Source organism: Chloroflexus sp., assembly GCF_034431535.1.
Taxonomy (GTDB): domain Bacteria; phylum Chloroflexota; class Chloroflexia; order Chloroflexales; family Chloroflexaceae; genus Chloroflexus.
The window spans coordinates 60,243-82,577 of the sequence record NZ_DAOUDC010000070.1 but is presented as its reverse complement, the minus strand read 5'-3'; the positions used below and the strand labels follow the sequence as shown (position 1 = coordinate 82,577).

Below are 22,335 nucleotides of genomic sequence, written 5' to 3'. Positions count from 1 at the left end.
GCTCGCCGCGCGGTGGCACTCCTGCTCGTCGTGCGGTTGTGGGTTGCACCGTGACCATAACGCCGCGCTCACGAGCTTGCAGCAGGGGGCGCCGCCTTCGGGGAGGCGCTGCCGTTGGGCGGGCCAAAAACCGAGAACCCCGCACCCTGTAGGGGCGGGAGTGTCAGCCACTCACACTGACATTATGTGCTGGCTTGCTGCGATCTGCGCGGTTGGCCTGGCCATTGTGTACGCATTTCAGCCTGCCACCCGCTGCAGCGATGGTGGTGTGGTGAGCAATTGGGTCATGTGGCGTAACTCAAGCCACCACTGCTCGCGAGGACGTGCATAGACCGGTTCCATCATGCGCGGCATATCATCGAGCTGGTGGAATTGCACTTTACCACCACGATAGCCGATAAATGCCCCCACCGGCTGGCACTGGTCGGCGTGTTCGATCAGAAAGTCGATACAGCGCACCGCTAAGCGGGTGGCTTGGATGCGGTCAAAAGGTGATGGATCTCCGCCTTGTTGCAAGTGGCCGAGGATCGCTTGCCGAACCTCGAATAGCTTGCCGCCCTCTTCCTCAAACAGCGAGCAGATAAACGAGGTGGTGTAAACTGAATTAGCCTTTTCGTTGCGAATGATTAGGCTTAGCCGTTTGCCGCGCCGGAACCAGTTCATCATCTCGTCGAGATCGGCTTGCAAGGTGCGCAAGCTAATCCCCTCTTCGGGCAAATAGACCCGCTCGGCCCCGGTCGCTAGCCCGCTCATCAGGGCCAGATAGCCGCAGTCGCGGCCCATCACCTCAACCACAAAACAGCGGCGCGAGGCGACTGCCGATTGCTTGATCCGGTCGATCGCTTGCACAATGCTGTTCAGCGCTGTATCAGCCCCAAGGCTCAACTCAGAGCCGGGCAGATTGTTGTCAATGGTAGCCGGCAGGCAAATGATCGGAATATTGAAAGCCGGGAAGATATGGCGCTCGCTGTAGAGCTTGTAGGCGGCCTGATAACCGGCCCAGCCACCGATCATCAAGATGCCGTCAATCCCGAAGCGCTCGATATTGCGCGCGATCTGGTACAGCTCGCTGCCCTGGGGAATCTTGCGGTTGGTGCCCAGCTCAGCTCCACCCATCGTCGCCCAACCGCTCACACTCATCCAATCCATCTCGAAGATGTCACCATCGATCAGGCCCTGAAAACCGTTGCGCACACCGAGGATGGTGTGTCCGCGATCAATCCCAATCCGCACGGCAGCTCGCACCGCTGTGTTCATCCCCGGCGCTGGGCCGCCGCTGTGCATGACCGCAAAGCGATGGCCGCGCCGTAGCCGGTCGGGTGGCGAAGGCTGCGACTGGATGAGTGTACCGAGCGTGCGATAGGCTTCGACAAAGCTGTTGCCGCGCAGCGCCATGGCGCGTTCGTAATCGTGTTGGGCAATCGCTTCGGCTACCTGCCGGGTATCGGTCACGCAGTTCATCAGCGGCAACCGCACCACCCGATTTTCGCGCAAGCCGATCAGCTTTGGCTCGGCCTCCGGGCCGGTAGCCAGCAGTTCTTCGACCGCCGTCGCGCCGAGCAGCGAACTCATCCAGCGGTCGAAGGCGCTCGGCGAGCCGCCACGTTGCACGTGACCGAGGATGGTCACTCGCGTATCTTCGCCAAGCCGTTCTTCGAGCACTTTCCTAACATACGAGGCGGTGATCGGTTTGCCGTGGCGATCACAGGCCCCTTCGGCCACGACCACAATGCTGTCGCGCCGGCCCTGCTCGCGCCCAATCCGCAGCACATCGCACATGTGCTGTTCCCAATCATCCATCTGCGGCGGCATTTCCGGGATCAAGGCCCAATCAGCGCCGCCGGCGATGGCTCCCATCAGGGCCAGATAGCCGCAGTTGCGGCCCATCACCTCGATCACGAAGGTGCGCTGGTGGCTGGCCGCCGTCGAGCTGATCGCATCAATCGCCTCGGTAATCCGGTGCAAGGCGGTATCGGCGCCGATCGTCATATCGGTGCCGCAAAAGTCGTTGTCAATACTGCCGACAATCCCGACAATCCGCAGATGGGGGTGAGCCGCTGCCTGTTCGTGGTTCACCTCGCCCGCTTCAACCAGCTCGGCGACCAGCTCTGGCCACTCGCGGCGAAAGAGGTCGGCCCCGGTTAGACTGCCGTCACCGCCGATAATCACGAGCCGATCAATACCGAGCGCAAGCAGATTAGCTACCGCTTGCCGGCGACCCTCGCGAGTACGAAACTCGGCGCTGCGGGCAGTGCCGATGATGGTGCCGCCGCGATGGATAATCCCGCCGACCGAACTCCAATCCATGCGGCGGATGAGCTTGCCGCCTTGGATGAGCCCCTGATAGCCTTCATAAATCGCGTATACCTCACAGCCACGGCTAATGCCGGTGCGCACGACGGCCCGCACCGCCGCGTTCATGCCCGGCGCATCGCCGCCGCTGGTCAACACCCCGATGCGAATCGTTGTGTCTGTCATGGTCCCCTCGCCTTTCTGGCGGATAGCGACTTGGTTGCATGCGCAAGTATATCACAGGGACGGAAAAGGATGCCAAGTTCGGTAACGCAAAGGCGCAAAGCGAGCCAAGGCGCAGAGGGTTAACGCAAAGACGCAAAGTGCGCCAAGGCGCGAAAGGTGCAGAGGGTTTTTAATGCCAAGGCGTCCGCGACGCTGCGGCGTGGGTGACGGAAAGAGATTTCTACCCATGCGGTTGTATCTATGATATAGTTGTTAAACAAAGTTAAGTTGCACCTGCTTGAAATACCCGACAACCCATGCGATGGATGCTTCGGAACTAAGAGATCTATTATTACAACGCTTGCAAGATATGGGGTTCACGCTTGCCGATAATGGTAGGCTGGTAGCATATACTCCAGATAAGGAGACGGTAAGGTTATTACATCAGCCTGCAACAAAAGTAGAAATCGGGCAACACCAACAATGGTTGCAAAAGTACCTAGATCGTTATATCCACTACTTTGCTGATGGCAGTGAAGTTGAGCCGGTGCGGATCCATCCCGTTTTGAGGGAAGTTGTGAATCAGCATGACGCTCATCTCTTTCGGATTGCCCGCTTGCTCTGGTCAATTCCACTCTCAAAAGGATATGGACGGCGGTTGCGGTTTTTAGTTTTTGATAAAAGTAACGATAAGTTAATCGGATTAATTGCTTTACAATCGCCGCCGCTCAGTTTTCCAGTGCGTGATCGATTATTCCAGTATCCGCCGGGTCGGAAAACAGAGCTCGTGAATCAGACCATGGACATCCAAACATTGGGGGCAGTACCGCCATACAACCACTTGCTCGGCGGCAAATTGGTTGCGTATGCTGCGGCTTCAAACGAGCTGCGTGATGCATATCGGCGCAAATATGCCCAGCGCAAGACGGAAATGGAGCAACGGATGTTGCCGCCCCATCTAGTTGCCTTAACGACCACGAGTGCATTTGGGCGGAGTAGCATCTATAACCGGCTCAAGTTTCATTCAACACGGATTGCTGAGACAATCGGCTATACTGAAGGATATGGCAGTTTTCATCTGAGCGAACTGTACCCGCTCTTTCGTGCATTCCTCGAACAACAAGGAGTGTCAACGCGCGGCGGTTTTGGGGTAGGGCCGCGACGGAAATGGCAAACAATGGTACGCGCCCTCGATCGGCTTGGCTTCTCAGCAGAGCTCTTACGTCATGGCGTGCAGCGGGAAGCATTTCTGTTTCGGCTGGTCGAGAATCTTGAAGATTATATGGAGGGGCGATCAACCGAGCCGCAATACCGCGACTTGCCCTTTGCCGATTTGGCCGCATGGTGGCGCGAACGGTGGCTCTTGCCGCGTGTCCAGCGTGTTACCGATTGGCAAACTTGGCGCAAAGGTTCGCTCTATGATCAGCTCTTCGCACCTGTGGCAGAGGCTGCTGTATGAATGAGCCAACCGGACGCATTTTTGGTGAACTGCCTGCGGCATTGGTTGATGAATTCCTCAGCCGGGCCGGTGAATTGAGCAATAAACTGATCAACGACTTTCACCAATTGCGAAAACAGTACGATCAATGGCGTAACGACCTTCAAGCGAGCAAGATCTTAGGGAGCGATGCCGAAGTTGCCCATCCCAATATTCCGACGACGTGCGGCATTGATGGGGCGTATGCGGTTGAGCGATTATTAGCCAGCGATTTGGTCGCAGCCGCAGCGGTCGCGGTCGAGGGTTTGACCCCGCCGTCAGAAACCCGCCATTGGCCGGAGCCGCGCCATCGGGCTTGGGTGCAGTCTGAGACGCACCATAGCGATACGGGTACAGTGCTGCGGGCATTAATGATAGGCTATGAACTGCAATTGGCGGTAGAGGCGCCGCATCAGATTGTCATGCTCGATGGCTCTTTGACAACGCCGCTGATTTACTTTAATCAAGCGTTGAATAAAAGTAGAGAAACTGGTCATCTGCAAACAACCGGTCAATTTATTGATCAAATCCTTACTTTTCTCGAAGCATATCGTACAGTTCTTACGTCACCACGTAGCGATCGATCTTGGACCGGATTGCCCAAATATACCACGCGGCGCGAAGTTGGTCAGTACCTACAGTGGTCTTCACCCCAAGATGATCGAAGCCTGCTCAGTTTCTTGCTCAAGCCGGGTGAATACACGAACCCGATTGCGCTGCAACAACTCGCCGAGCCATGGCATCTCAATCTTGCGCCACTTACCGCTCAGGCTCTATCAGATGCCGAGCTGATCCACAACGATATTGTCGCCGCATTGAACGATATTCGCGTCGTATACTATCGGCCATCGCCGTGGTTGCCCGCGCTACGTATTGAGATGGCTCAATCGATAGCGACCAACCGGAATCGGTTAGCCGAACTCTTGTGGGGGTTGCGCCACCAGTGTTTAACCGCAACCGTCTTGGAGCCGTATCCGCTCTATATGGCTGATCGCATGGTGAAGCATTTAGCGATGGTTATTCCCACGCTGCGCCAAGTGACCAGCCAGCAGATGGCTGAAGCATATCAGGGTGATATCAACGACGTTTTTATCGGCTTGCACAGCTACCGTACCGAATCAGGATTCTAAGCGATGAAGCAGCGACTTGATCAACTGATTGACCAAGCCGAACAGATTGGGGTGATTGGTTCGCCTTCCTCAACATCAGAGCTTGCGCTTGATATTTTAGCGAATGCGATTAACAAAAAATTGGTTGGCGAACTCGCTATTTTGCGCTATACCCAAGAAGGAACACCACATTACGCCCTTGGTCAGATTACCGAAGTGCAATTGCGTAATGTCTGGCATGAAGATCCAACCATGCGCAGTCTTATTCGCCAGCGGGGCAAGGTCGATACGGTGAGTGAACGGCAAGATACGCACCTTGGCGAAATGACAATTAGCGCTGTGTTCAGCGCCAAAGGCGGCCGTTACCGGCCTAGCATCTTGGGGACGGTACCATCGACCGGTACATCCATCCATCTCGTCACAAATGAGGTGCTGCAAGAGTTATTGGCACCCTTACAGCAGCAGATTTTCTACCTTGGTCACGTCTATGGTTCGACGCCACTCTTGCCGTGTTGGTTCAAACATTTTGGCAGCGGCCCGGATGGGGCCGGTGAAGCGTACCATTTGGGGATCTTCGGGAAGACTGGTTCCGGGAAATCGGTATTGGCGAAAATGATCCTGTTGGCGTATGCGCGCCATCCTCAGATGGGGTTGCTCGTTATTGATCCACAAGGCGAATTTGCCAAAGAGATGCGCGGCGAGACGGCTCCCGGCGCGTTTCAGTTGCCAGTGAGAACTGTGCTTAGTAAATTGGGCCGATCTGGGCAGGTGTTTGGGGTTAAAGATCTGGTGTTGGATCGATGGGATCTGTTTGAACAGATACTCTTTGAGGCTAAATTCTTTCAGCAGATCGGGATTAAGGCAACCCAAAACCAACGGCAAGCTGCTGAAGTCGTTCGTGAACAGCTAGAGGTTAATGAGAAGCTTATCGAATTGCACCAGCGGCGTGTTTTTAACAAAGTTTGGAGTATGTTAAAAGAAGAACAAGTTCTGGTAAGAATCTATGGTGCAAAGGACAAACGAGAACAAGTCCGGCAGCAAATGGAGAGACTATCACCTGACAACATCTATCAGCGGGTTTGGCTCCCTGTAGCCCAGCTCTTCCGTGTCGATCGCAAAGGTGCCCATAAAGTTGAGCAATTACTTTATATGTTATTTGGGTCGCAAAATCCACCCTCATCCTCGCACCCAATCATCGTGATTGACCTTTCAGTCGAACAAGCCACGTCAGTTATTACGCCGCCTTCTCACCAGCTTCAGTTGCTTAGTGTGGATACAGAGGACGCAAATGGGTCAAGTAATACGTCCTTATTCTGGAACGAAACCATTCAGTCGCTTGTTATCAAACGCCTCTTAGAAGGTATTCGCACTGCGGCGGAACGGGCTTATCGGCAGGGACAAGGCTTGAACACGCTGGTCCTCATCGACGAAGCCCACCGGATTGCCCCACGCGAAGAGCCGAGCGATGAAGAGCAAAAGTCGGTGCGCAGCATCTTAATCGATGCGGCCCGCACGACGCGCAAATATGGGGTGGGTTGGATGTTCATCAGCCAAACGCTCTCAAGTTTGCACCGTGAAATCGTGGAACAGCTCCGCATCTTCTTTTTCGGCTTTGGCCTCAGTATGGGGGCAGAGTTCCGCGCATTGAGCGAATTGGTCGGCGGTCGTAGCAAGGCGCTCGATTTGTATCAACTCTTCCGTGATCCGCACTCTTCGGTCGATCCGACGAGCCGCGAATACTCATTCATGACAATTGGGCCAGTCTCACCATTGTCATTTGCGGGAACACCCCTCTTTTTCAATGCTTTTAATCAGGTTGACGACTTTTTGCAGAGTAACCAATTAGGATAACTATTGTACGGTTCAAGAAAGGCGCAGTAGAGCCGGACGGCTGTCCGGATCCGCAAAGACGCAAAGTGCGCAGAGGTCTTTAAACGCAAAGACGCGAAGGGCGCAGAGGTTTGTTGGGGGTTGGATACAAACGCGCTTTAGCACCATCCGCCCAACCATTTCGCCTGTTGCAACTTCGACCGTACCGTGATGAATACGTATCTTGAATACGTTTAGCACCATCCGCCCAACCATTTCGCCTGTTGCAACCATTCTCCATTTGGACACTCTCCCAACTTTGCAATATCTCGGCATTGTTACGTTCACCGTCCTCTGTTTCGCTTATCTAAGACATAGTGTCATTTTTACTCATCCCCCTTGACTTTGCGCCTGAATGCAGTAGAGTGAGGGCATGAACCGCATGTTTGCACTGCTGAGGAAGAATTGCGATGAACAACCAGCAGTTTACGATTAAGGGTTTGGATTGCCCCGATTGCGCGCGTTCGGTTGAGCGTGGCGTGGCCCGGCTGGAAGGGGTGACGTTGTGCAGTCTGAATTTCACCACCGAGACGTTGCACGTCACCGGTGATGTAGAGCCGGACGCGGTGATTGCGCGGGTGCGCGAGTTGGGGTACGACGTGGCGCCGGTTGCGAACGCGCAGCCAGAGCCGGCCCCGACCTTTCTCCGTTTTATGCTGAGCCGGCGCGAGACGCAGTTGGCGCTGATCGGGTTGGTGCTCGTGTTGCCGGGGATTGTGCTGCACGAGGTGTTGCAGTGGGAGGCGTGGTGGATTGATGGGTTGGCGTTGGGTGGCTTGGCGCTGGTGGGGCCGTTGGTGGCGCGCAATGCTTGGCGCACGCTGCGTACCAACCGCGAGGTGAGCATTGATGCGCTGATGACGATTGCCGCCGTTGGGGCGGTGATCATTGGTGCGTATGTCGAGGCGGGGTTGGTGATGGTGCTGTATACGATCGGCGAGGCGCTGGAGGGCTACACGGCTAGCCGCGCGCGCCATGCCATTCGCAGCCTGTTGGAGTTGACCCCGCCTACGGCAACCTTGCTCACCGCCACCGGTGAGCAGGTCGTGCCGGTGGCGGCGTTGCGCCCCGGCGACCGGATTGTGATCAAACCCGGCGAGCGGATTCCGGTTGATGGCACGGTGGCTGCCGGGAGTTCACTGGTCAATCAGGCTCCGATTACCGGTGAGAGCCGGTTGATCGAGCGGGATGCGGGTGATGTGCTGTTTGCTGGAACGATGAATGGGGAGGGGAGTCTGGAGGTGATCGTTAAGCGGCCCGCCGCCGAGAGTGCGGTGGCGCGCATGATCCATCTGGTGCAAGAGGCGCAAGAGCGGCGCGCGCCGGTGCAACGATTTGTCGATCGCTTCGCCCGTTACTATACGCCGCTGGTGGTGGCGCTGGCGGCGCTGGTAGCGATTGTGCCGCCGCTCTTGTTTGGTCAGCCGTTCTGGGATCCCGCACCCGATACGTTTGGCTGGCTCTACCGCGGCCTTGCACTGCTGGTAGTGGCGTGTCCGTGCGCGCTCGTGATCAGCACTCCCGTGAGCATTGTCAGTGCCCTCAGCGCGGCGGCCCGCCACGGGGTATTGATTAAGGGTGGCGCCTACCTTGAGACGCTGGCGCGGGTGAAGACCGTAGCGATGGATAAGACCGGCACGCTGACCACCGGCAAGCCGGCGGTGGTGGCGTTACGCGCAGTGGGATGCAGTGCGCCTGATGCTGCCCCGGTCGGGCATTGTGCGACCTGCGATGAGTTGCTGGCGCTAGCCGGTGCGGTCGAGCGCCGTTCCGAGCATCCGCTGGCCCACGCCATTGTGAGCGCGGCTGCCAGCCGCGGTCTGCCTTTGCCACTAGCCGAACAGGTGCGGGCATTGGTGGGCAAGGGTGTACAGGGGGTGGTGAACGGCAACGAAGTGCTGATCGGCAGCCACCGGGTGTTTGATCAGACATTGGCCCACGATGAATGGCACTGCCTTGCTGCAAAGCGCGATAGCCAACTTGGGCGCACGCCGCTGATGGTCGGGGTTGATGGCCGGTATCGCGGCACCATTACCGTGGCCGATACGGTGCGCGAAGAGAGTCGTAGCGCGATTGCCGCCCTGCGCGATCAAGGCGTGCGGGTGGTGATGTTGACCGGCGACGAACCGGCGACCGCCGAGCGAATTGCCGGCGAACTCGGTGTGAATGAGGTGCGGGCCGGCCTGTTGCCGGAAGACAAGGCACAGGCGGTGAGCGAGCTGCGCCAGCCTGACAGTGCAGTCGCGATGGTCGGCGACGGCATCAACGATGCGCCAGCGCTAGCTAGCGCCGATGTCGGCATCGCGATCGGCGCTGACGTCGGCGGCACGACGCAGGCCATGGAGACCGCCGATATCACGTTGCTCGGCGGCGATTTGCGCCAGTTGCCGTTTGCGGTGGCGCTCAGCCGGCGGACGATGCGCACCATTGCGGCGAATGTCGCATTTAGCATTGGCATCAAGTTGCTGTTTATCGCGCTGGTGCTGGTTGGTCTCGGCACGATGTGGATGGCAGTGCTGGCCGATGTGGGGGCGTCGTTGGTGGTGACGTTGAACGGCATGCGGTTGTTGGGGTTCCGGGGGCGGTCGTAGGTTTGGAGGGACACAGCGACGCTGTGTCCCTCCAAACGCCCTTATGACCGAGCAAACTGGTGGATGAGGCTGCCCATCCATTGTATCGCGCGCCAATAATCGGCCACGCGGATGTTTTCGTTGGGGGAATGGATGCGGGTGCCGTGGTAGCCGCAGCCGGCGCCGCTAGCAACTGGCGTACCGAGCGCGGTGCAGAGCGGGTAGATCGGGCCGGTGCCGGCCATCGTTGGGTAGAGGATCGGTTCGCTACCGTACACCTCACGCGCCGAGGCGACGGCGGCTTGCACAATTGCCGCATCAAGCGGGCCGCGGGCTGGGTGCTCGCCGCCGAGATCGATAATCTCGATGTCGTTGAAGCCCTCGGCATCGAGATGGCGGCGCAACTGGTGCAACACCTCTGCTGGTTCCATATCGGGCACCAGCCGGAAGTCGATCTTGGCCCGCGCTTCATTCGGCAACACCGTCTTGCTGCCTTCGCCGGTGTAGCCGCTAACGAGGCCGCAGATGGTGCAGGTCGGCTCAAACAGGTGGCGGCGCAGCCGCTCGATCCCGCGCACGCCATCGAGAAACTCGCTCAAGCCAAAATCGGTCAGTAGCTTGTCGTCGTTCGCCGGAATGGTGGCCAACGCCGCTAGATCGGCTTCGGTGGCCGGGCGCACCCGATCGTAGAAGCCGGGAATGCGCACCCGCCCGTCAGGGCCTTTGAGCGTATTGAGCGCCCACGTCAGCCGCCACGCCGGGTTGGGCACGAAGGTGGCATACGACGAGTGCAGATCATAGCTGGCGCCGCGTGCCACCAACTCGACATATTGAATGCCCTTGGCTCCGCAGGTGACGGTTGGCCGCTCGCTCAGATCAACGCCGCCGGTTTCCCACAGGCAGCCGTCGGCGCGCAGCAGATCGGCGTAGTCGCGGCAAATGGCCGGCAAGGTGCGCGAACTGGTCTCTTCTTCGCCTTCGATGGCAAAGATGATTTTGATCGGGAGCGCGCCTTGGGTCGCCAGCCATGCCTCGATCGCTTGGATGCGCAGCATCAAGTTGCCTTTGTTGTCGGCCACACCGCGCCCGTACCACTTCCCATCGCGCTCGGTTAACTCAAAGGGTGGGCTATCCCACAGCTCCAGCGGTTCAGCCGGCTGCACATCGTAATGGTCGTAGATCAGCAGGGTGCGCGGGCCGTTGCCGATGGTGGCATACACCATCGGATTGCCGCCGTCAGCGGTCAGCAGGCGGGTTTCGGCCCCAAGGCGACGCAATCGCTGCGCAACGAACTCGGCAGTTTCAGCAATGCCGCGGTTTTGGGCCGCGACCGAGGGCAATCGGATCAGATCGGCCAATTCGGCGTGAAAACGCGTCCGGTGGGCGTCGATATAGGCCGCAAAACGTTCCATCATAATTGCTCCGTCCAATATTCGGCTCCACGCCGGTATTATAAGCCAATACCACAGCTACGCGCGGTTGCTAATCTCGGCATAGATCGTTTCAATCCGATCCAGCATCCGTTCAAGGCGGAATTCAGCCATCGCCCGTTCGCGACCGGCCATTCCCAACGCGCGGGCACGGCTTGGGTTAGCGAACAGCTCGGCCAGCGCGCGGGCCAGCGCCGGCGGGTCATCGGGCGGCACGACGACACCGGTGCGGCTATGGATGGTCACATAGCTGGTACCGGTGCCTAATTCGGTGCAGATCACCGGCAATCCGGCCATTTGAGCTTCGATCTGAACAATGCCGAAGGCTTCGCTGCGGGCGACTGACGGCAAGACAAAGACATCAGCGATCGCGTAGAGCGCGCGCAGCGTCGCGTTGTCAACTGCGCCGAGCACATGCACCCGCTCGCCTGCCCCCAATGCGTTCGCTAAACGAATGAGATCACTGCCGCGCACGGTGGCATCCCCGCCGGCAATGATCGCATGGCCGCGCGGGAGCCGTGCAATCGCGCGCACAAGCCGATCGACGCCTTTGTAGTAGCGCAGCCGGCCAACGAAGAGCGCATTGGGGCCGGGGAAGCGGCGGCGCAAGGCAGCGACTAGCGCTGGATCGGGCAAGGGCGACGGCGGCAGGCCATACGGCACGATCCGCATCCGTTCGCGGTGACGGGCCAACCAAGGTGATGTGTGTACGATCGCTGGACTAGCGACGATAATGCGGGCGGCGCGGCGCAAGGTGTGATGGATAAGTGGCGCCGTGATCGCACCGAGTACGCGCTGGCGCACGATGTCGCTGTGGTAGGTGACGATCAGCGGCGCGCGCGTGGCTAGCAGAGCGAGATCACCGACAGGGTATGGGTGGTGGAAGTGGATCAGGTCGGGCCGGCAGCGGGCGGCCTGCCAGAGCAGGACAGGGCTCAGCGGTGCGCGGGCCAGCGTGAGTAGGCGGGGTGTGGCGATGAGTTCCACCCCGTTACGCCATTCGTGCCGGCCTTGGCGCTCCGGGGCGACGTAGAGCACTGTCACCCGATGGCCGCGGGAGGCTAATCCTTCACTGAGCAGTTGCAGATGGCCTTCGATGCCGCCGTGTACCGGCGGGTAGTCTTTGTAGAGCTGCAAGATGTGCATAGAGCGAATGATCCACGCAAAGACGGTTAACGCAAAAGTGTTGTAGAGCCGGACGGCTGTCCGGCTCCGCAAAGGCGCAAAGGGGTAAAACACAAAGACGCGAAGGACGCAGAGCGCGCAGAGGGTCTTTTGTGTTGCCCCTAGCCCCTTTCGCTTTCAGGGGTAGGTATTTGAGGTGAGTCAGCCCACCTCGTATCATAGATGTCCTCACTCCCACCGTGATACGAGGTGCCGCATGACTCACCACCCAAAAGGTCGCAACGGTCGAGCAACGATGGTACGAATGGCGGGGCGGGTCGCGACCCCGCGCACGGCCAGCACGCAGCGCCACACCCTCGCTGTGACCACTTGCGTTGCCCCTCTCCGTGTGTGGATCGGGCGCGGGTGGTACGGGCAGCCGATCGCGCTGGCGCTCACTGCCACCACTCTGTGCGACCGGTTCGTGGCGCTGACCAGGCCTCCGGCCACAATTCGCTGCACGGTCATCTGGTTTTGGGTCAACGTGCCGGTCTTATCCGAGCAGATCACAGTCGTGCTGCCCAGCGTCTCAACCGCTGGCAACTTGCGAATGATCGCTTGCCGGCGCGCCATATGCACCACGCCGATCGCCAGCGTCACCGTGACCGCAGCGGGCAACCCTTCGGGGATGGCGCTCACCGCGAGTGCAACCTAACGCCGCGGTAAGCTGCCGTTCGATGGCGACTAACGTCAGCAAACTCTTTGGTTTGGCAAAATGAACCAGCACATCAATATCACTGCCGGATGTAGCCTCGCCACGCGCTGTCGAACCGAACACACCAATCATAATGGCATCGTGTGCTCGGCAAATATCGATCAGATTTTGAACATCTTTTTCAGATAATTTCATGTTTATTGTTGGCGAACAATCGCTCTACGCAACGCCGAACAAACCATCGTAAGCGGTCATGAATATGCTATCCGGCAACGCAACGCCCACGGAATGAACTACAGAGTCCGCTTCTCAGCGCTCGCCCCAACCGATCGTGCTGTTTCGTCTGATGTATGTCGCTTGACTTGCCGGCTGTGACACTTACGCCGAATTATAGTATGTGAGCGTGGGCGTACGCTTGTGTTTCCAATGAGGATCAAATACCTCGCGTGTTGGCAATCCCACCCTCACCCCTGCCAGCGCACCCGTTCGCGCCGCGCAAGCTGGGCCGGCCCTGTAGCGATGATGATGACCAGCGCGATTAAGATCTGGGCCACGGCTAAGGCCGCAATCGACCCACCGATCACCGTGACCGCCGTGTTGAACGCAACGTGAAACAGCGTCACCGGCAACAGACTGCCAGCGGCGCTGTTGTAGAGCCACGTGTAGATCACCGCACCGGCAATAGTGCCCGCTAACCACGGGAAAAACGGGTAATTCGCCATCGGATTGCCGATCCAGAAAAAGATCGGCAGATGCCATAGCCCCCACAACCCGCCCACGATCACGGTGGCTGCCAACGCAGGGTACCGTTGTTGCCAGTGCGGCAGCGCAAACCCGCGCCAACCGACCTCTTCCCACGGGTTGGCCAAGAGCGAGCTGATCAGGGCAGCAATTGCCACCGCAACCCGTTCGCCTTGCGGTGCCGGCAGCTCGTCCGGCCAATCCAACAGGGTAGCAAGCGCCTTGGTCAACCCGACGATCACCACCGGCCCGCCAACCGCCGCCAGATACCAGATTGGCACCACCCGCCATTGGAGCAGCGCCGCAAACAGAGCATTGGCCCGATCAGGCCCGTAGCTTGCCCGCATCACCCAACCGGCGGCCAGCGCCGGTGCCACTGCGGGCAAGATCAGCAGCACCTGCCATCCCGGCGCCGTAAACGGCGCCACCCCGCGCGAACCCAGCGCCGCCGGGAGCCAACCCAGCCACGCGAGGCCAAAGGCGATCAGGTAAAAGCGGAGAAGGGGAGAGGCGAGCATAGTGCGTGTCGCTCAGCAATAAGATGTTATTTCAGGCTATCACAGGCAGCACTCTTGCTGTCATTGCGAGGGGCGCAGCCCCTGCAGCAATCTCCTGCTGCGGCGAAAACGACCGCCGGATGCAAAGCCTTCACTCAAACCACGATCCAAAGATACTTGAAAACTCCTTGGCTGGCAAACACCATTTGCAGCACGGTTACGTATGAGTTACGCCTGCGCTCCCCATCAGGCATGCATCGCGCTATCACAGAGATTGCTTCGCAGCGCTGCGCGCGACCCCTACCTCGCAAGGACAGCGAAAAGCGACGACCCTCGCATCAATGTGGCACATTCGCTATCACCGGTTTGTTTACAGTCATCACGGATGGCGCTGCCCCTGCCGGCAGCCGAAAACGCACCGTCGTGCCGCGTCCTAGCTCGCTTTCGGCCCAAATCTGGCCGCCGTGAGCCTCGACCAGACGGCGGGCAATCGCCAAACCTAACCCGGCGCCGCCGCTACTGCGCGAGCGCGACCGATCGGCCCGGTAGAAGCGATCGAAGATATGCGGCAAGTCGGCGGGAGCAATACCGGGGCCAGTATCGGCCACACTGAAGACAATGCCATCTGGATCGGCGGCAACCGTTACGCGCACCACGCCGCCGGCAGGAGTATGGCGCAGCGCGTTGCCGATCAAGTTGCCCAAGACTTGCGCGATCCGCTGCGGATCAACTTCAATATCGGGCAACCCGGCGGCTGGTTCGGCAGTGAGTTGAATCGCACGCTCGGCGGCGCTCTGCGCGAATGAGCGCACCGCTTCGTTCACCACCATCGCCGGCGCAACTGTTTCACGGTAGAGCGGCAATTGGCCGGCGTCGGCCAGCGCCAGCAGATGTAGATCGTTGATCAGCCGCTCAAGCAGGGCAATCTCGGATAGCAACGCTTCAATCTGCTCGGCGTCAGCCTCGTACACCCCATCTTGAATCCCCTCGAGCCGGCCTTTAATAATCGACAGCGGCGTGCGCAGCTCGTGGGCCACATCGGCGGTGAGCTGGCGGCGCTGCTGGTCGGCCTGCTGTAAGGCAGCGGCCATGCGGTTGAAACTCTCGGCTAACTCGGCCAATTCGCGCACATTGGCCGGTTGCACCCGGCTACTGTGGTCGCCATCGGCAATCGCGTGTGCAGCAGCGCTGATCTGGCGCAGTGGCGCACTGATCCGGCGCGAGAAGATAGCGGCCATCACCAGCAAGATTGCCATCAAGCCAGCGCCGGCTCCTAGCATCCCCCATAGTAACGGGCGGCGGTTGAAATCGCCAATCGGGAACGATTCATCAGTATCCACAACAGAAAACACCAAGGTGCCGACTTGCTGGTCGTTGACTCTGATCGGAATGCGCCGCACCGCTTCGTTGCCGCGCGCAACTGGTGGCCGGCGGCGTCCGGCTACCACGCGACCATTGATATCGAGCAACGATACGGCCCCTTCAATCTCGCCAAACCCTTGCGGCAATGGGCCGAGTTGATGTTCGACGCCGCGCCACGAACCGGTTTGGCGGTAATAGGCAGCTAATTGCATCGCCTGATTCCGCGCCGCCATCTCGGCTTCCATCCAGCGGATTTGGGCCGGATCGTTCCAGCGCGTTACCAGCCAAAACGAGAGCACCATGCCGCTGATGCCCAGCACAATCACCAGCGCAAAGACGGTGAGCATGAGATTGAAGAGGCGGGGCGGGCGCATACGCAACCTCGTTGAGCACGCAGCCTACTAGTCGTAAGCTTAGCGCTCCTCATTCTCGGCAAACTTGTACCCAACGCCGTAGACCGTCAAGATGAGGCGGGGCGGGCCATTCGGGTCAGGCTCAATCTTGCGGCGCAGATTTTTGATGTGAGCGTCAATGGTGCGGTCAAAACCGGTGTAATCGGTATTGTACACCCGATCGAGCAGTTGGGCGCGGGTGAAAGGCCGGCCCGGCGCGCTGGCCAATACCGCCAATAGATCGAATTCGGTCGCGGTGAGTTCGATGGTCTCGCCGTCGCGGCGCACTGTGCGCCGTTCGAGGTCAATCACCAACCCGCCGGTTTGGATGATATTGGCCGGCTGCAACGCGCCTTCGCTCCGGCGCAGCACCGCTCGCACGCGCGCCACCAGCTCGCGCGGGCTAAAGGGTTTGGTGATGTAGTCATCAGCACCGAGTTCGAGTCCAATCAGCCGATCGGTCTCTTCGACCCGCGCCGTGAGCATAATGATCGGCAACCGCGCCGTGAGCGGGTCTTGGCGCAAGGTTCGCGTAACATCAAGCCCATCCATGCCGGGCAACATCAGATCAAGCACGATCAGCGTCGGACGCTCTTGGCGGGCCAACCGCAACGCAGTTGGCCCGTCGCCAGCGCTGATCACCTGAAACCCGGCCCGTTCGAGGTAATCGCGGGCGATTTTGACGATACCGGGTTCGTCATCAACCACCAAAATCGTGCGTGCCATAGGCTTGTCCGGGTTCTATCAGGCGCAGTAGAGCCACACGTCCGTGTGGCTCTACCGTCTGTTATTCAACGCGCGGGTCGTGACCGGCGGGGGTCAACGGCGGCGCGGGCGGTGTTCCCGGCGGGGTGGCCGCTGGCGGCGGGTTCTGGCGCTGGCGGAAGATGCGGATGCCAAGCCAAACCAGCAAGGCCAACGCTGCCAACTTGAGCAGGCCGTCAACCAGACCGAGTAATCCGCCAAACCACCCTCTACTATCCATCATACTGGGCATCTGATAGCCACCCATACCGGGCATCATCTGGCCGCGCTCACCCCGCCCCTGTAAGCCGGGAGGCGTAAATTGGCCGCGCTCGCTCCAACCGGGAGGGGCAAATTGGTCATGTTTCCCGCGCTCCTTCCAGCCGGGCGGGAAATTGGGTGCCACCTGCTGGTTTGACCAACCCGGCATCGTCCACGCCGTCCACATCGCGCGCCGGCTCATTGCCATGCTGCCCAACGCGACGACCAGCGCTACCAGCGAGATGCCAAGCGCCAGCCATGCCGGCCAGTTTACTCGTCGTTGCTCCATACGATTCACTCCTGTCTTGTGACTGGGTTGTATAATACCAGTTTCACCATCAGGATAGCCGGCAATTGTGAAGATGCTGTGAAGCGTTGGTGGAGACTTGTGCAACGCCGGCAACCATTTATGGAGTGCGGCAGTGCAACTGCCGCACGTTATCTCGCGCCCCCCCCTACCGCTGTTTGACCGCGTCAGGTGATGCTTTCGGCCTCTTGCAGATCATTCAAGATGGCCGGATTGCTCACGTTGAGCGGCACGACCGGCTCGTCAGGCTCGGCCTCTTCGCCCTCAGTCGCTTCCGCCGGCTCGTCTAGCGGGGCAACGGCAGTTTCAACCTGCGCAACATACTTTTTCAAGGTGAGCAGTTGGCGCGCGAACAATGGCGCTTGGTCGGCGCTGAGCGCGCGCACCAATTCAACTTCGAGCAACGCAGCCGAACCGGCACCCGGCAGCACCGTGGCCCGTTTAACCGGAGCGCCAAGGCGCGCCAGTGCACCGAGCGCCTTCCCCACTGATCTGCCGTCGTCGTGCAGGTGAATGCGCAGATGGCTGGCCGGCCCGCCAAAATTCAAGCGCCGTTCGAGCCATTCAAGCACGATGAGCGTGAAGAGAAACAGCGAGGTGGCAACCGCCGCTAACCATCCCAACCCGGTGGCGACGGTAACGCCAATCAGAAAGAAATGCGATCCGTACTCGCACCGGGTACCAGATTGAACCATGGATCAGCTTCTGACTAAAAATTTCATCGCGGTCACGCGAGACATCGACCATGCCCGATTTTTGGTACATTGTCTCCGAGGTGTCACGCTCAATCAGGTCAAGCGCTTCATCGAAGGTGACAGCGCCAACCAGCCGCTCTTCGCTATCAACCACCGGAATAGCGGACAAGCCACTGAGTTTCAGCAACCGAGTCGCCTCACTCTGCGGCGCGGTAGCGCGCACAAAAACGCCGATTCCTGTCAGCAGATTGCCGATCGGGGTTTTCGGCGCTGCGCGCAGCAACTGGCTCAACCGCACAAAACCGCGGTAGCGTCGATCAGTACTGATCACAAACGCCAAATTCGTTTCATCATCTGGCTCAAGAGCGGTGCGGATCGCGGCCAATGCTTCGGCAACGGTTGCGTTTTCACAAATGGCTAGATAGTTGGAGGTCATCATTGCCCCCCACGCTATCTTTGGGATACCCTAGTAACTCGCTGATGGCGCTGCGGGATTCGGCGCTCAGCGCGGCCAGCAGGCGTTTGGCGACCCTGGCCGGTAGTTCTTCGAGCAGGAGCGCCCGATCGACAGGATCAAGCTGCTGGAATAGATACATTCCTTCAGGATCAGCCATCGCGCCAATCAGTTCAGTCTGCTCGTGCAGATGCAGGCGCTCGCAGAGAACGAGCGCGCGCTGCTTTTCCAATAACCGGAATACAAGGACTCGCACCGGGATCGGCAACGAGCGGAAGGTAATCAACAACTGCTCGACGTCCATCTAGTTGGCAGTCATCTTGAGTTCGTCGGGCGAGCGGCGCAGCATGGCGTCGTAATCAAGCGTGAGCATCTCATGCCTCCTTTGTCGGAAAGGCAGAGTTCGATCACCTGAACGGACAAGCTGGCAGATGACCTGCTCGATGCGGCGTGGCGCCGATCGAGCAGGTCAACCGGCTAGCGGCGAGCAAACCAACGATCAAACCAGCAGTAGCCGGTGCAGAAGCAGAGCCGGCGGCGGGGTTGACGGCGACCGCCTCGCGCGCAATACTTCGGCGATCAGGTGGCCTTGGGTGTCGAGCGTCCAGCGGATCATCATGGCTTTCCTCCTCTCTAACCGTGCTAGCCTGCACGGCGCGCCAACGCCTACCCGGCTCACCGGCAGCGGAATCCAACCGCTAGGGCCGGCGCTGGTAGCAGTTTTGCGACAACATCTATCAGCATTGCAGATCAAAAACTGTAAATCTGCAATTCATTGATAGATCTGCAAGTTTTTACCTAGGGGGAAGCACTCAACATGGAGGGGGATTAGTAACAAGAAGAGCAATAAAACACCCCGCTAGCTTCTTCGCCGGCGGGATTAAGTAATCTGAACTGCAATTCAGATCGAATTGCACCCAGCAACCGAGAAGAAGCTTAGGCCATAATTGAGTGCCGCCTGAAGCTGCACGATGTGCCGCCTATGACTGCTGTCCATGGCTGCTCCTCCGTGTATCGCGGATCCATTCCATTTCTAGCTATCGCTATTTTTGATAGTTTGTCCCCGGTTATGCGATACCGGTTAAGCAGGCTGGCGACGCCGCTGCTTCACCCGTACCGCGCGATAAAACTCTCACTGAGAACGGCAGCGAACCGATCGAGCAACACGTCAAGCGCGGCGCGGTCAAAGGTCAGCGGCGGGCGAATTTTCAACACGTTATCAAATGGGCCTTCGGTGCCGATCAGGATGCGTTCGGCGCGCAGGCGCTCTTTGAGATAACTGGCCGCTGCGGTGGCCGGCGCGCGCGTGGCCCGATCTGTCACCAATTCCACGCCGATGAATAATCCCATCCCCCGCACATCGCCAATGATGGCGTGGCATTGTTGCAGGCCGCGCAACCCGGCCAGCAGCTCGCCGCCGATCTGGGCCGCGTGGGCCATCAACCCTTCTTCGTCGATGATCCGCAGCACTTCACGCCCGATCACACACGACAGCGTGCTGCCGCCAAAGGTCGAGAAAAACTCGATGCCGTTGTCGAAGGCGCGGGCAATCTCGGCGGTGGTGATCACCGCGCCAATCGGGTGGCCGTTGCCCAGCGGCTTGCCCAGCACCACGATGTCGGGCGTCACGCCTTGGGCCTCAAAGGCCCAGTAGTGTGTCCCCAACCGGCCCAAGCCGGTCTGCACTTCGTCGGCGATGCAGACGCCGCCGGCGGCGCGGATGCGGCGGTAGACCGCGGCCAGATAACCGGGGGGCGGGATGATCTGGCCGGCCACGCTGGGGAAGGTCTCGGCAATGAAGCCGGCCAGCCTCCCGCCGCGTGCGGCGATCCGTTCGAGCGCCGCGTCAATGGCTGCGGCGTACCGTTCACCGTCGTTGCCATACGGCCCGCGGTAGGGATCAGGCGCCAGCACCACTTGCACCCAATCGGGTTTGCCGCTGCCGGCGGGATGGTTAAACTTGTAGGCCGAAATGTCGATCGCGCCGGTGGTGTGGCCGTGGTAGCCGTGGTCAATCGTAATCATATCGCGTCCGCCGGTAGCGGCCCGCGCCAGTCGCAAGGCAAGTTCGTTGGCTTCCGAGCCGGAATTAACAAAGAAGCAGACGCTCAACGAGGGCAACAGTTTGGCCAATAGTTCGTGGGCAAAAGCGATCTGGGCCGGGTGCAGATAGCGCGTATTCGTGTTGAGCAGGCGCAACTGCTGCGCGGCGACAGCTTGTAGGCGCGGGTGCGCATGCCCGACGTGCGGCACGTTGTTGTAAGCGTCGAGGTAGGCCATCCCCCACTTATCGAACAGGTAGTGGCGCCAGCCGCGCAACAACGTACACGGCTCGGCGTAACTGAGCCGCAGATTGCCGGCGAAATGACGGCGGCGCTCGCGCAGCAGACCGGCAGTATCGAGCGGGCGGTAAGCAACCGCAGCATCGGGCAGATTGAGCAGCACCGCTGGATTGGGGCAAACTGCCTGCCACCAGTCCCCTTCTTCAGGGGCGGCCACACCGGGCCAGTGGCCGGCCATCACGCTGTCGTGCAAGAGCAGTTGGAAATGGAGGTGAGGCTGCCAGCCGCCGTTGTTGGCAATACTGCCAAGCGCGGCGAAGAGTTGGCCAGCGGCGAGCGATTGGCCAACCGCTAACTTGCCCATGCAGATCGGGTCAAGATGGCCGTAGAGCGTGTAGAACGGATCGCCTGCCGTCGTCTGATGCCGCAATACGACCATCCCGCCATAGTCAAGCGGCGCGGGAAAGTACTCGATCGCAACCACCACCCCATCGAACGGCGCGCAGACCGGCGTACCGGGGGGCGCGAACAGATCGACGCCGAGGTGGATGGTGCGCCGTTCGGCCAGCGGCGACGATCCGGCAAAAAATGCCGGTGCAGTGTAAATGAGGCGTGGTTCGCCGTAACGGCCAATACGCACTGCATCTTGGGCTGGGCCGACCAATGTAGCCGCCTCTGCCTCAGTTAATCCAAACGGATCTTGCGGCAGTGGCGTCTCGCCGGCAGCCACGCTTACCACCGGCGCGTTGGTCAGATCGCGACCGAGCACCGGTGCAAAACGGCCACGCTGAGAGTCTAGCCACGCCATCACCCGCGCTGCGGCGTCGCTGATCGGCAGACCGCAGACAGCGCGCAAACGGGCCGCGGCGAGGGACGAATCAATGGTCGCAGTGGCCGCTAACATCCGCCATGCCGGCGCTTCCGAAACCGTCACATACGGATCATCAGGCCGCTGCTGCTTCATCAGCGCCGCATTCACCACACTCACCGCCAGCCGGGTGCGCACCAGCGGCCAGATCAGATCGATCTCGGCAGCGCTGAGCGGCCAGACTGCGTGATAGCCGGCAACCAGCTCACCCAATGCCCGCAGCGGGTCGGGTTGGTCGAGAATGGCATACGCAGCGGCAATCGCCACTTCGCAGACACGCGGCGCAGCACAGAGATCACCAAAATCGAGCAAACCACTGATAGCGAACTGGCCGCGCGCATCCGCCTTCACCAGCAGGTTGTAGTCGTTGAGATCGTTGTGGATCGTGGTACGCGGCAGCGCGAGCAACGCCGGGCGAAGCTGTTCATAAGCAACCAGCGCCTCAGCGGCAAGCTGGCGCTGCCCGGCATCGGCAATCGCTGGCAACTCCGCCATCGCCCACTCTGCCTGCAACAAATTCCACTTCAGCGGGCGATCGAGCAAGGGGTGGGCAAAGCTGGTCAGCGCCTGATCGAGCCGGGCAGCCTGCCGGCCAAGTTCGGCCCGCAACGCCGCAGTGTGCGGGCGAAAGGCAGCATACAATTCGCCCGGCAGGGCCGTGATCAGCCAGAGCAGCCGGCCGGCTGCGTCCACAAACGGCTCGCCGTGGGCGGCCCGCACCAAACGCGGCACCGGCAGATCAGGCGCAACCGCGGCCACATGCTCTAACGCCGCGCATTGCATCGCTACCAGCGCCGGATCACAACCCGGTCGCATCACTTTCAGCACATACTGCGCGCCGTCAGTGGCAGTGACAAGGAAGTTAAGGTCATATTCGCCCGGTAATGGCGCTAAGGTGCCGTGAAAGTCGTAATGGCGAGCGAAGGCGGTTTGCCATGGCATAATGCGTGCTCCGTAATCATCAATCACAACGCGATCATACCACAAGCGCGCCGGCCTAA

At 59.7% G+C, this 22,335-nt stretch carries 15 protein-coding genes and 2 pseudogenes; 4 read left to right on the top strand and 13 right to left on the bottom strand.

All coding sequences use genetic code 11. The features are described from left to right. Positions 1–237: 237 nt before the first annotated feature. Complete coding sequence (locus tag U9R61_RS17270) at positions 238–2,478, bottom strand: 6-phosphofructokinase (RefSeq protein ID WP_322490057.1); 2,241 nt, start codon at positions 2,476–2,478, stop codon at positions 238–240. A gap of 277 nt (positions 2,479–2,755) precedes the next feature. On the opposite strand from U9R61_RS17270, the gene U9R61_RS17265 reads away from it, so the two are divergent. The 4 genes from U9R61_RS17265 to U9R61_RS17250 all read left to right on the top strand — a co-directional run bounded on the left by U9R61_RS17265 (position 2,756) and on the right by U9R61_RS17250 (position 9,503). Beyond that, positions 2,756–3,916, top strand: a complete 1,161-nt coding sequence (locus U9R61_RS17265; RefSeq protein ID WP_322490056.1) for a Druantia anti-phage system protein DruA — start codon at positions 2,756–2,758, stop codon at positions 3,914–3,916. Continuing rightward, a complete protein-coding gene (locus tag U9R61_RS17260; RefSeq protein ID WP_322490055.1) occupies positions 3,913–5,064 on the top strand; it encodes a DNA double-strand break repair nuclease NurA in 1,152 nt (383 codons plus the stop codon). The genes U9R61_RS17265 and U9R61_RS17260 overlap by 4 nt, the downstream gene beginning before the upstream one ends. A gap of 3 nt (positions 5,065–5,067) precedes the next feature. Beyond that, complete coding sequence (locus U9R61_RS17255) at positions 5,068–6,894, top strand: ATP-binding protein (RefSeq protein ID WP_322490054.1); 1,827 nt, start codon at positions 5,068–5,070, stop codon at positions 6,892–6,894. Between the two features lie 428 nt (positions 6,895–7,322). Beyond that, entirely contained in the window at positions 7,323–9,503 is a 2,181-nt protein-coding gene (locus U9R61_RS17250) for a heavy metal translocating P-type ATPase (RefSeq protein WP_322490053.1), read from the top strand. A gap of 41 nt (positions 9,504–9,544) precedes the next feature. Here U9R61_RS17250 and U9R61_RS17245 read toward each other — a convergent pair whose 3' ends face one another. From U9R61_RS17245 to U9R61_RS17195, 12 genes and pseudogenes are all read right to left on the bottom strand, one after another. Next, positions 9,545–10,894 carry a M20 family metallopeptidase gene (locus U9R61_RS17245; RefSeq protein ID WP_416208868.1) on the bottom strand — a complete coding sequence of 450 codons (1,350 nt, stop codon included), beginning with the start codon at positions 10,892–10,894 and terminating at the stop codon, positions 9,545–9,547. Between the two features lie 57 nt (positions 10,895–10,951). Continuing rightward, positions 10,952–12,058: a glycosyltransferase gene (locus tag U9R61_RS17240; RefSeq protein ID WP_322490051.1), complete on the bottom strand. Its 1,107-nt coding sequence runs from the start codon at positions 12,056–12,058 to the stop codon at positions 10,952–10,954. A gap of 455 nt (positions 12,059–12,513) precedes the next feature. Beyond that, positions 12,514–12,727: pseudogene (locus tag U9R61_RS19985) on the bottom strand (HAD-IC family P-type ATPase); the annotation flags it as partial. A 16-nt stretch (positions 12,728–12,743) separates the two neighbouring features. Beyond that, positions 12,744–12,926 (bottom strand): annotated as a pseudogene (locus U9R61_RS19980) (nucleotidyltransferase family protein); the annotation flags it as partial. 269 nt (positions 12,927–13,195) lie between these two features. Next, positions 13,196–13,990, bottom strand: coding sequence for a CPBP family intramembrane glutamic endopeptidase (locus tag U9R61_RS17230; protein WP_322490049.1), 795 nt, complete (start codon positions 13,988–13,990; stop codon positions 13,196–13,198). 317 nt (positions 13,991–14,307) lie between these two features. After that, complete coding sequence (locus U9R61_RS17225) at positions 14,308–15,705, bottom strand: sensor histidine kinase (RefSeq protein ID WP_322490048.1); 1,398 nt, start codon at positions 15,703–15,705, stop codon at positions 14,308–14,310. 39 nt (positions 15,706–15,744) lie between these two features. Beyond that, complete coding sequence (locus tag U9R61_RS17220; RefSeq protein ID WP_322490047.1) at positions 15,745–16,449, bottom strand: response regulator transcription factor; 705 nt, start codon at positions 16,447–16,449, stop codon at positions 15,745–15,747. Positions 16,450–16,510: 61 nt separating this feature from the next. Continuing rightward, positions 16,511–17,017, bottom strand: a complete 507-nt coding sequence (locus U9R61_RS17215; protein WP_322490046.1) for a hypothetical protein — start codon at positions 17,015–17,017, stop codon at positions 16,511–16,513. 185 nt (positions 17,018–17,202) lie between these two features. Next, entirely contained in the window at positions 17,203–17,607 is a 405-nt protein-coding gene (locus U9R61_RS17210; RefSeq protein ID WP_322490045.1) for a hypothetical protein, read from the bottom strand. After that, positions 17,600–18,169 carry a CBS domain-containing protein gene (locus U9R61_RS17205; protein WP_322490044.1) on the bottom strand — a complete coding sequence of 190 codons (570 nt, stop codon included), beginning with the start codon at positions 18,167–18,169 and terminating at the stop codon, positions 17,600–17,602. Before U9R61_RS17205 ends, U9R61_RS17210 begins: the two co-directional genes overlap by 8 nt. Beyond that, positions 18,138–18,488 (bottom strand): magnesium transporter MgtE N-terminal domain-containing protein, encoded by a 351-nt coding sequence (locus U9R61_RS17200; protein WP_322490043.1) that lies wholly within the window; start codon positions 18,486–18,488, stop codon positions 18,138–18,140. The genes U9R61_RS17205 and U9R61_RS17200 overlap by 32 nt, the downstream gene beginning before the upstream one ends. Positions 18,489–19,291: 803 nt before the next feature. Beyond that, positions 19,292–22,276: an aminotransferase class III-fold pyridoxal phosphate-dependent enzyme gene (locus U9R61_RS17195; protein ID WP_322490042.1), complete on the bottom strand. Its 2,985-nt coding sequence runs from the start codon at positions 22,274–22,276 to the stop codon at positions 19,292–19,294. Positions 22,277–22,335 lie beyond the last annotated feature (59 nt).

Bases quoted from the DNA above. Each gene is read 5' to 3' on its own strand.
- U9R61_RS17215 (WP_322490046.1), bottom strand. From the start codon at position 17,017: ATGGAGCAACGACGAGTAAACTGGCCGGCATGGCTGGCGCTTGGCATC.
- U9R61_RS17250 (WP_322490053.1), top strand. From the start codon at position 7,323: ATGAACAACCAGCAGTTTACGATTAAGGGTTTGGATTGCCCCGATTGC.
- U9R61_RS17270 (WP_322490057.1), bottom strand. From the start codon at position 2,478: ATGACAGACACAACGATTCGCATCGGGGTGTTGACCAGCGGCGGCGAT.
- U9R61_RS17220 (WP_322490047.1), bottom strand. From the start codon at position 16,449: ATGGCACGCACGATTTTGGTGGTTGATGACGAACCCGGTATCGTCAAA.
- U9R61_RS17195 (WP_322490042.1), bottom strand. From the start codon at position 22,276: ATGCCATGGCAAACCGCCTTCGCTCGCCATTACGACTTTCACGGCACC.
- U9R61_RS17240 (WP_322490051.1), bottom strand. From the start codon at position 12,058: ATGCACATCTTGCAGCTCTACAAAGACTACCCGCCGGTACACGGCGGC.
- U9R61_RS17245 (WP_416208868.1), bottom strand. From the start codon at position 10,894: ATGGAACGTTTTGCGGCCTATATCGACGCCCACCGGACGCGTTTTCAC.
- U9R61_RS17255 (WP_322490054.1), top strand. From the start codon at position 5,068: ATGAAGCAGCGACTTGATCAACTGATTGACCAAGCCGAACAGATTGGG.
- U9R61_RS17205 (WP_322490044.1), bottom strand. From the start codon at position 18,169: ATGATGACCTCCAACTATCTAGCCATTTGTGAAAACGCAACCGTTGCC.
- U9R61_RS17230 (WP_322490049.1), bottom strand. From the start codon at position 13,990: ATGCTCGCCTCTCCCCTTCTCCGCTTTTACCTGATCGCCTTTGGCCTC.
- U9R61_RS17260 (WP_322490055.1), top strand. From the start codon at position 3,913: ATGAATGAGCCAACCGGACGCATTTTTGGTGAACTGCCTGCGGCATTG.
- U9R61_RS17225 (WP_322490048.1), bottom strand. From the start codon at position 15,705: ATGCGCCCGCCCCGCCTCTTCAATCTCATGCTCACCGTCTTTGCGCTG.
- U9R61_RS17200 (WP_322490043.1), bottom strand. From the start codon at position 18,488: ATGGACGTCGAGCAGTTGTTGATTACCTTCCGCTCGTTGCCGATCCCG.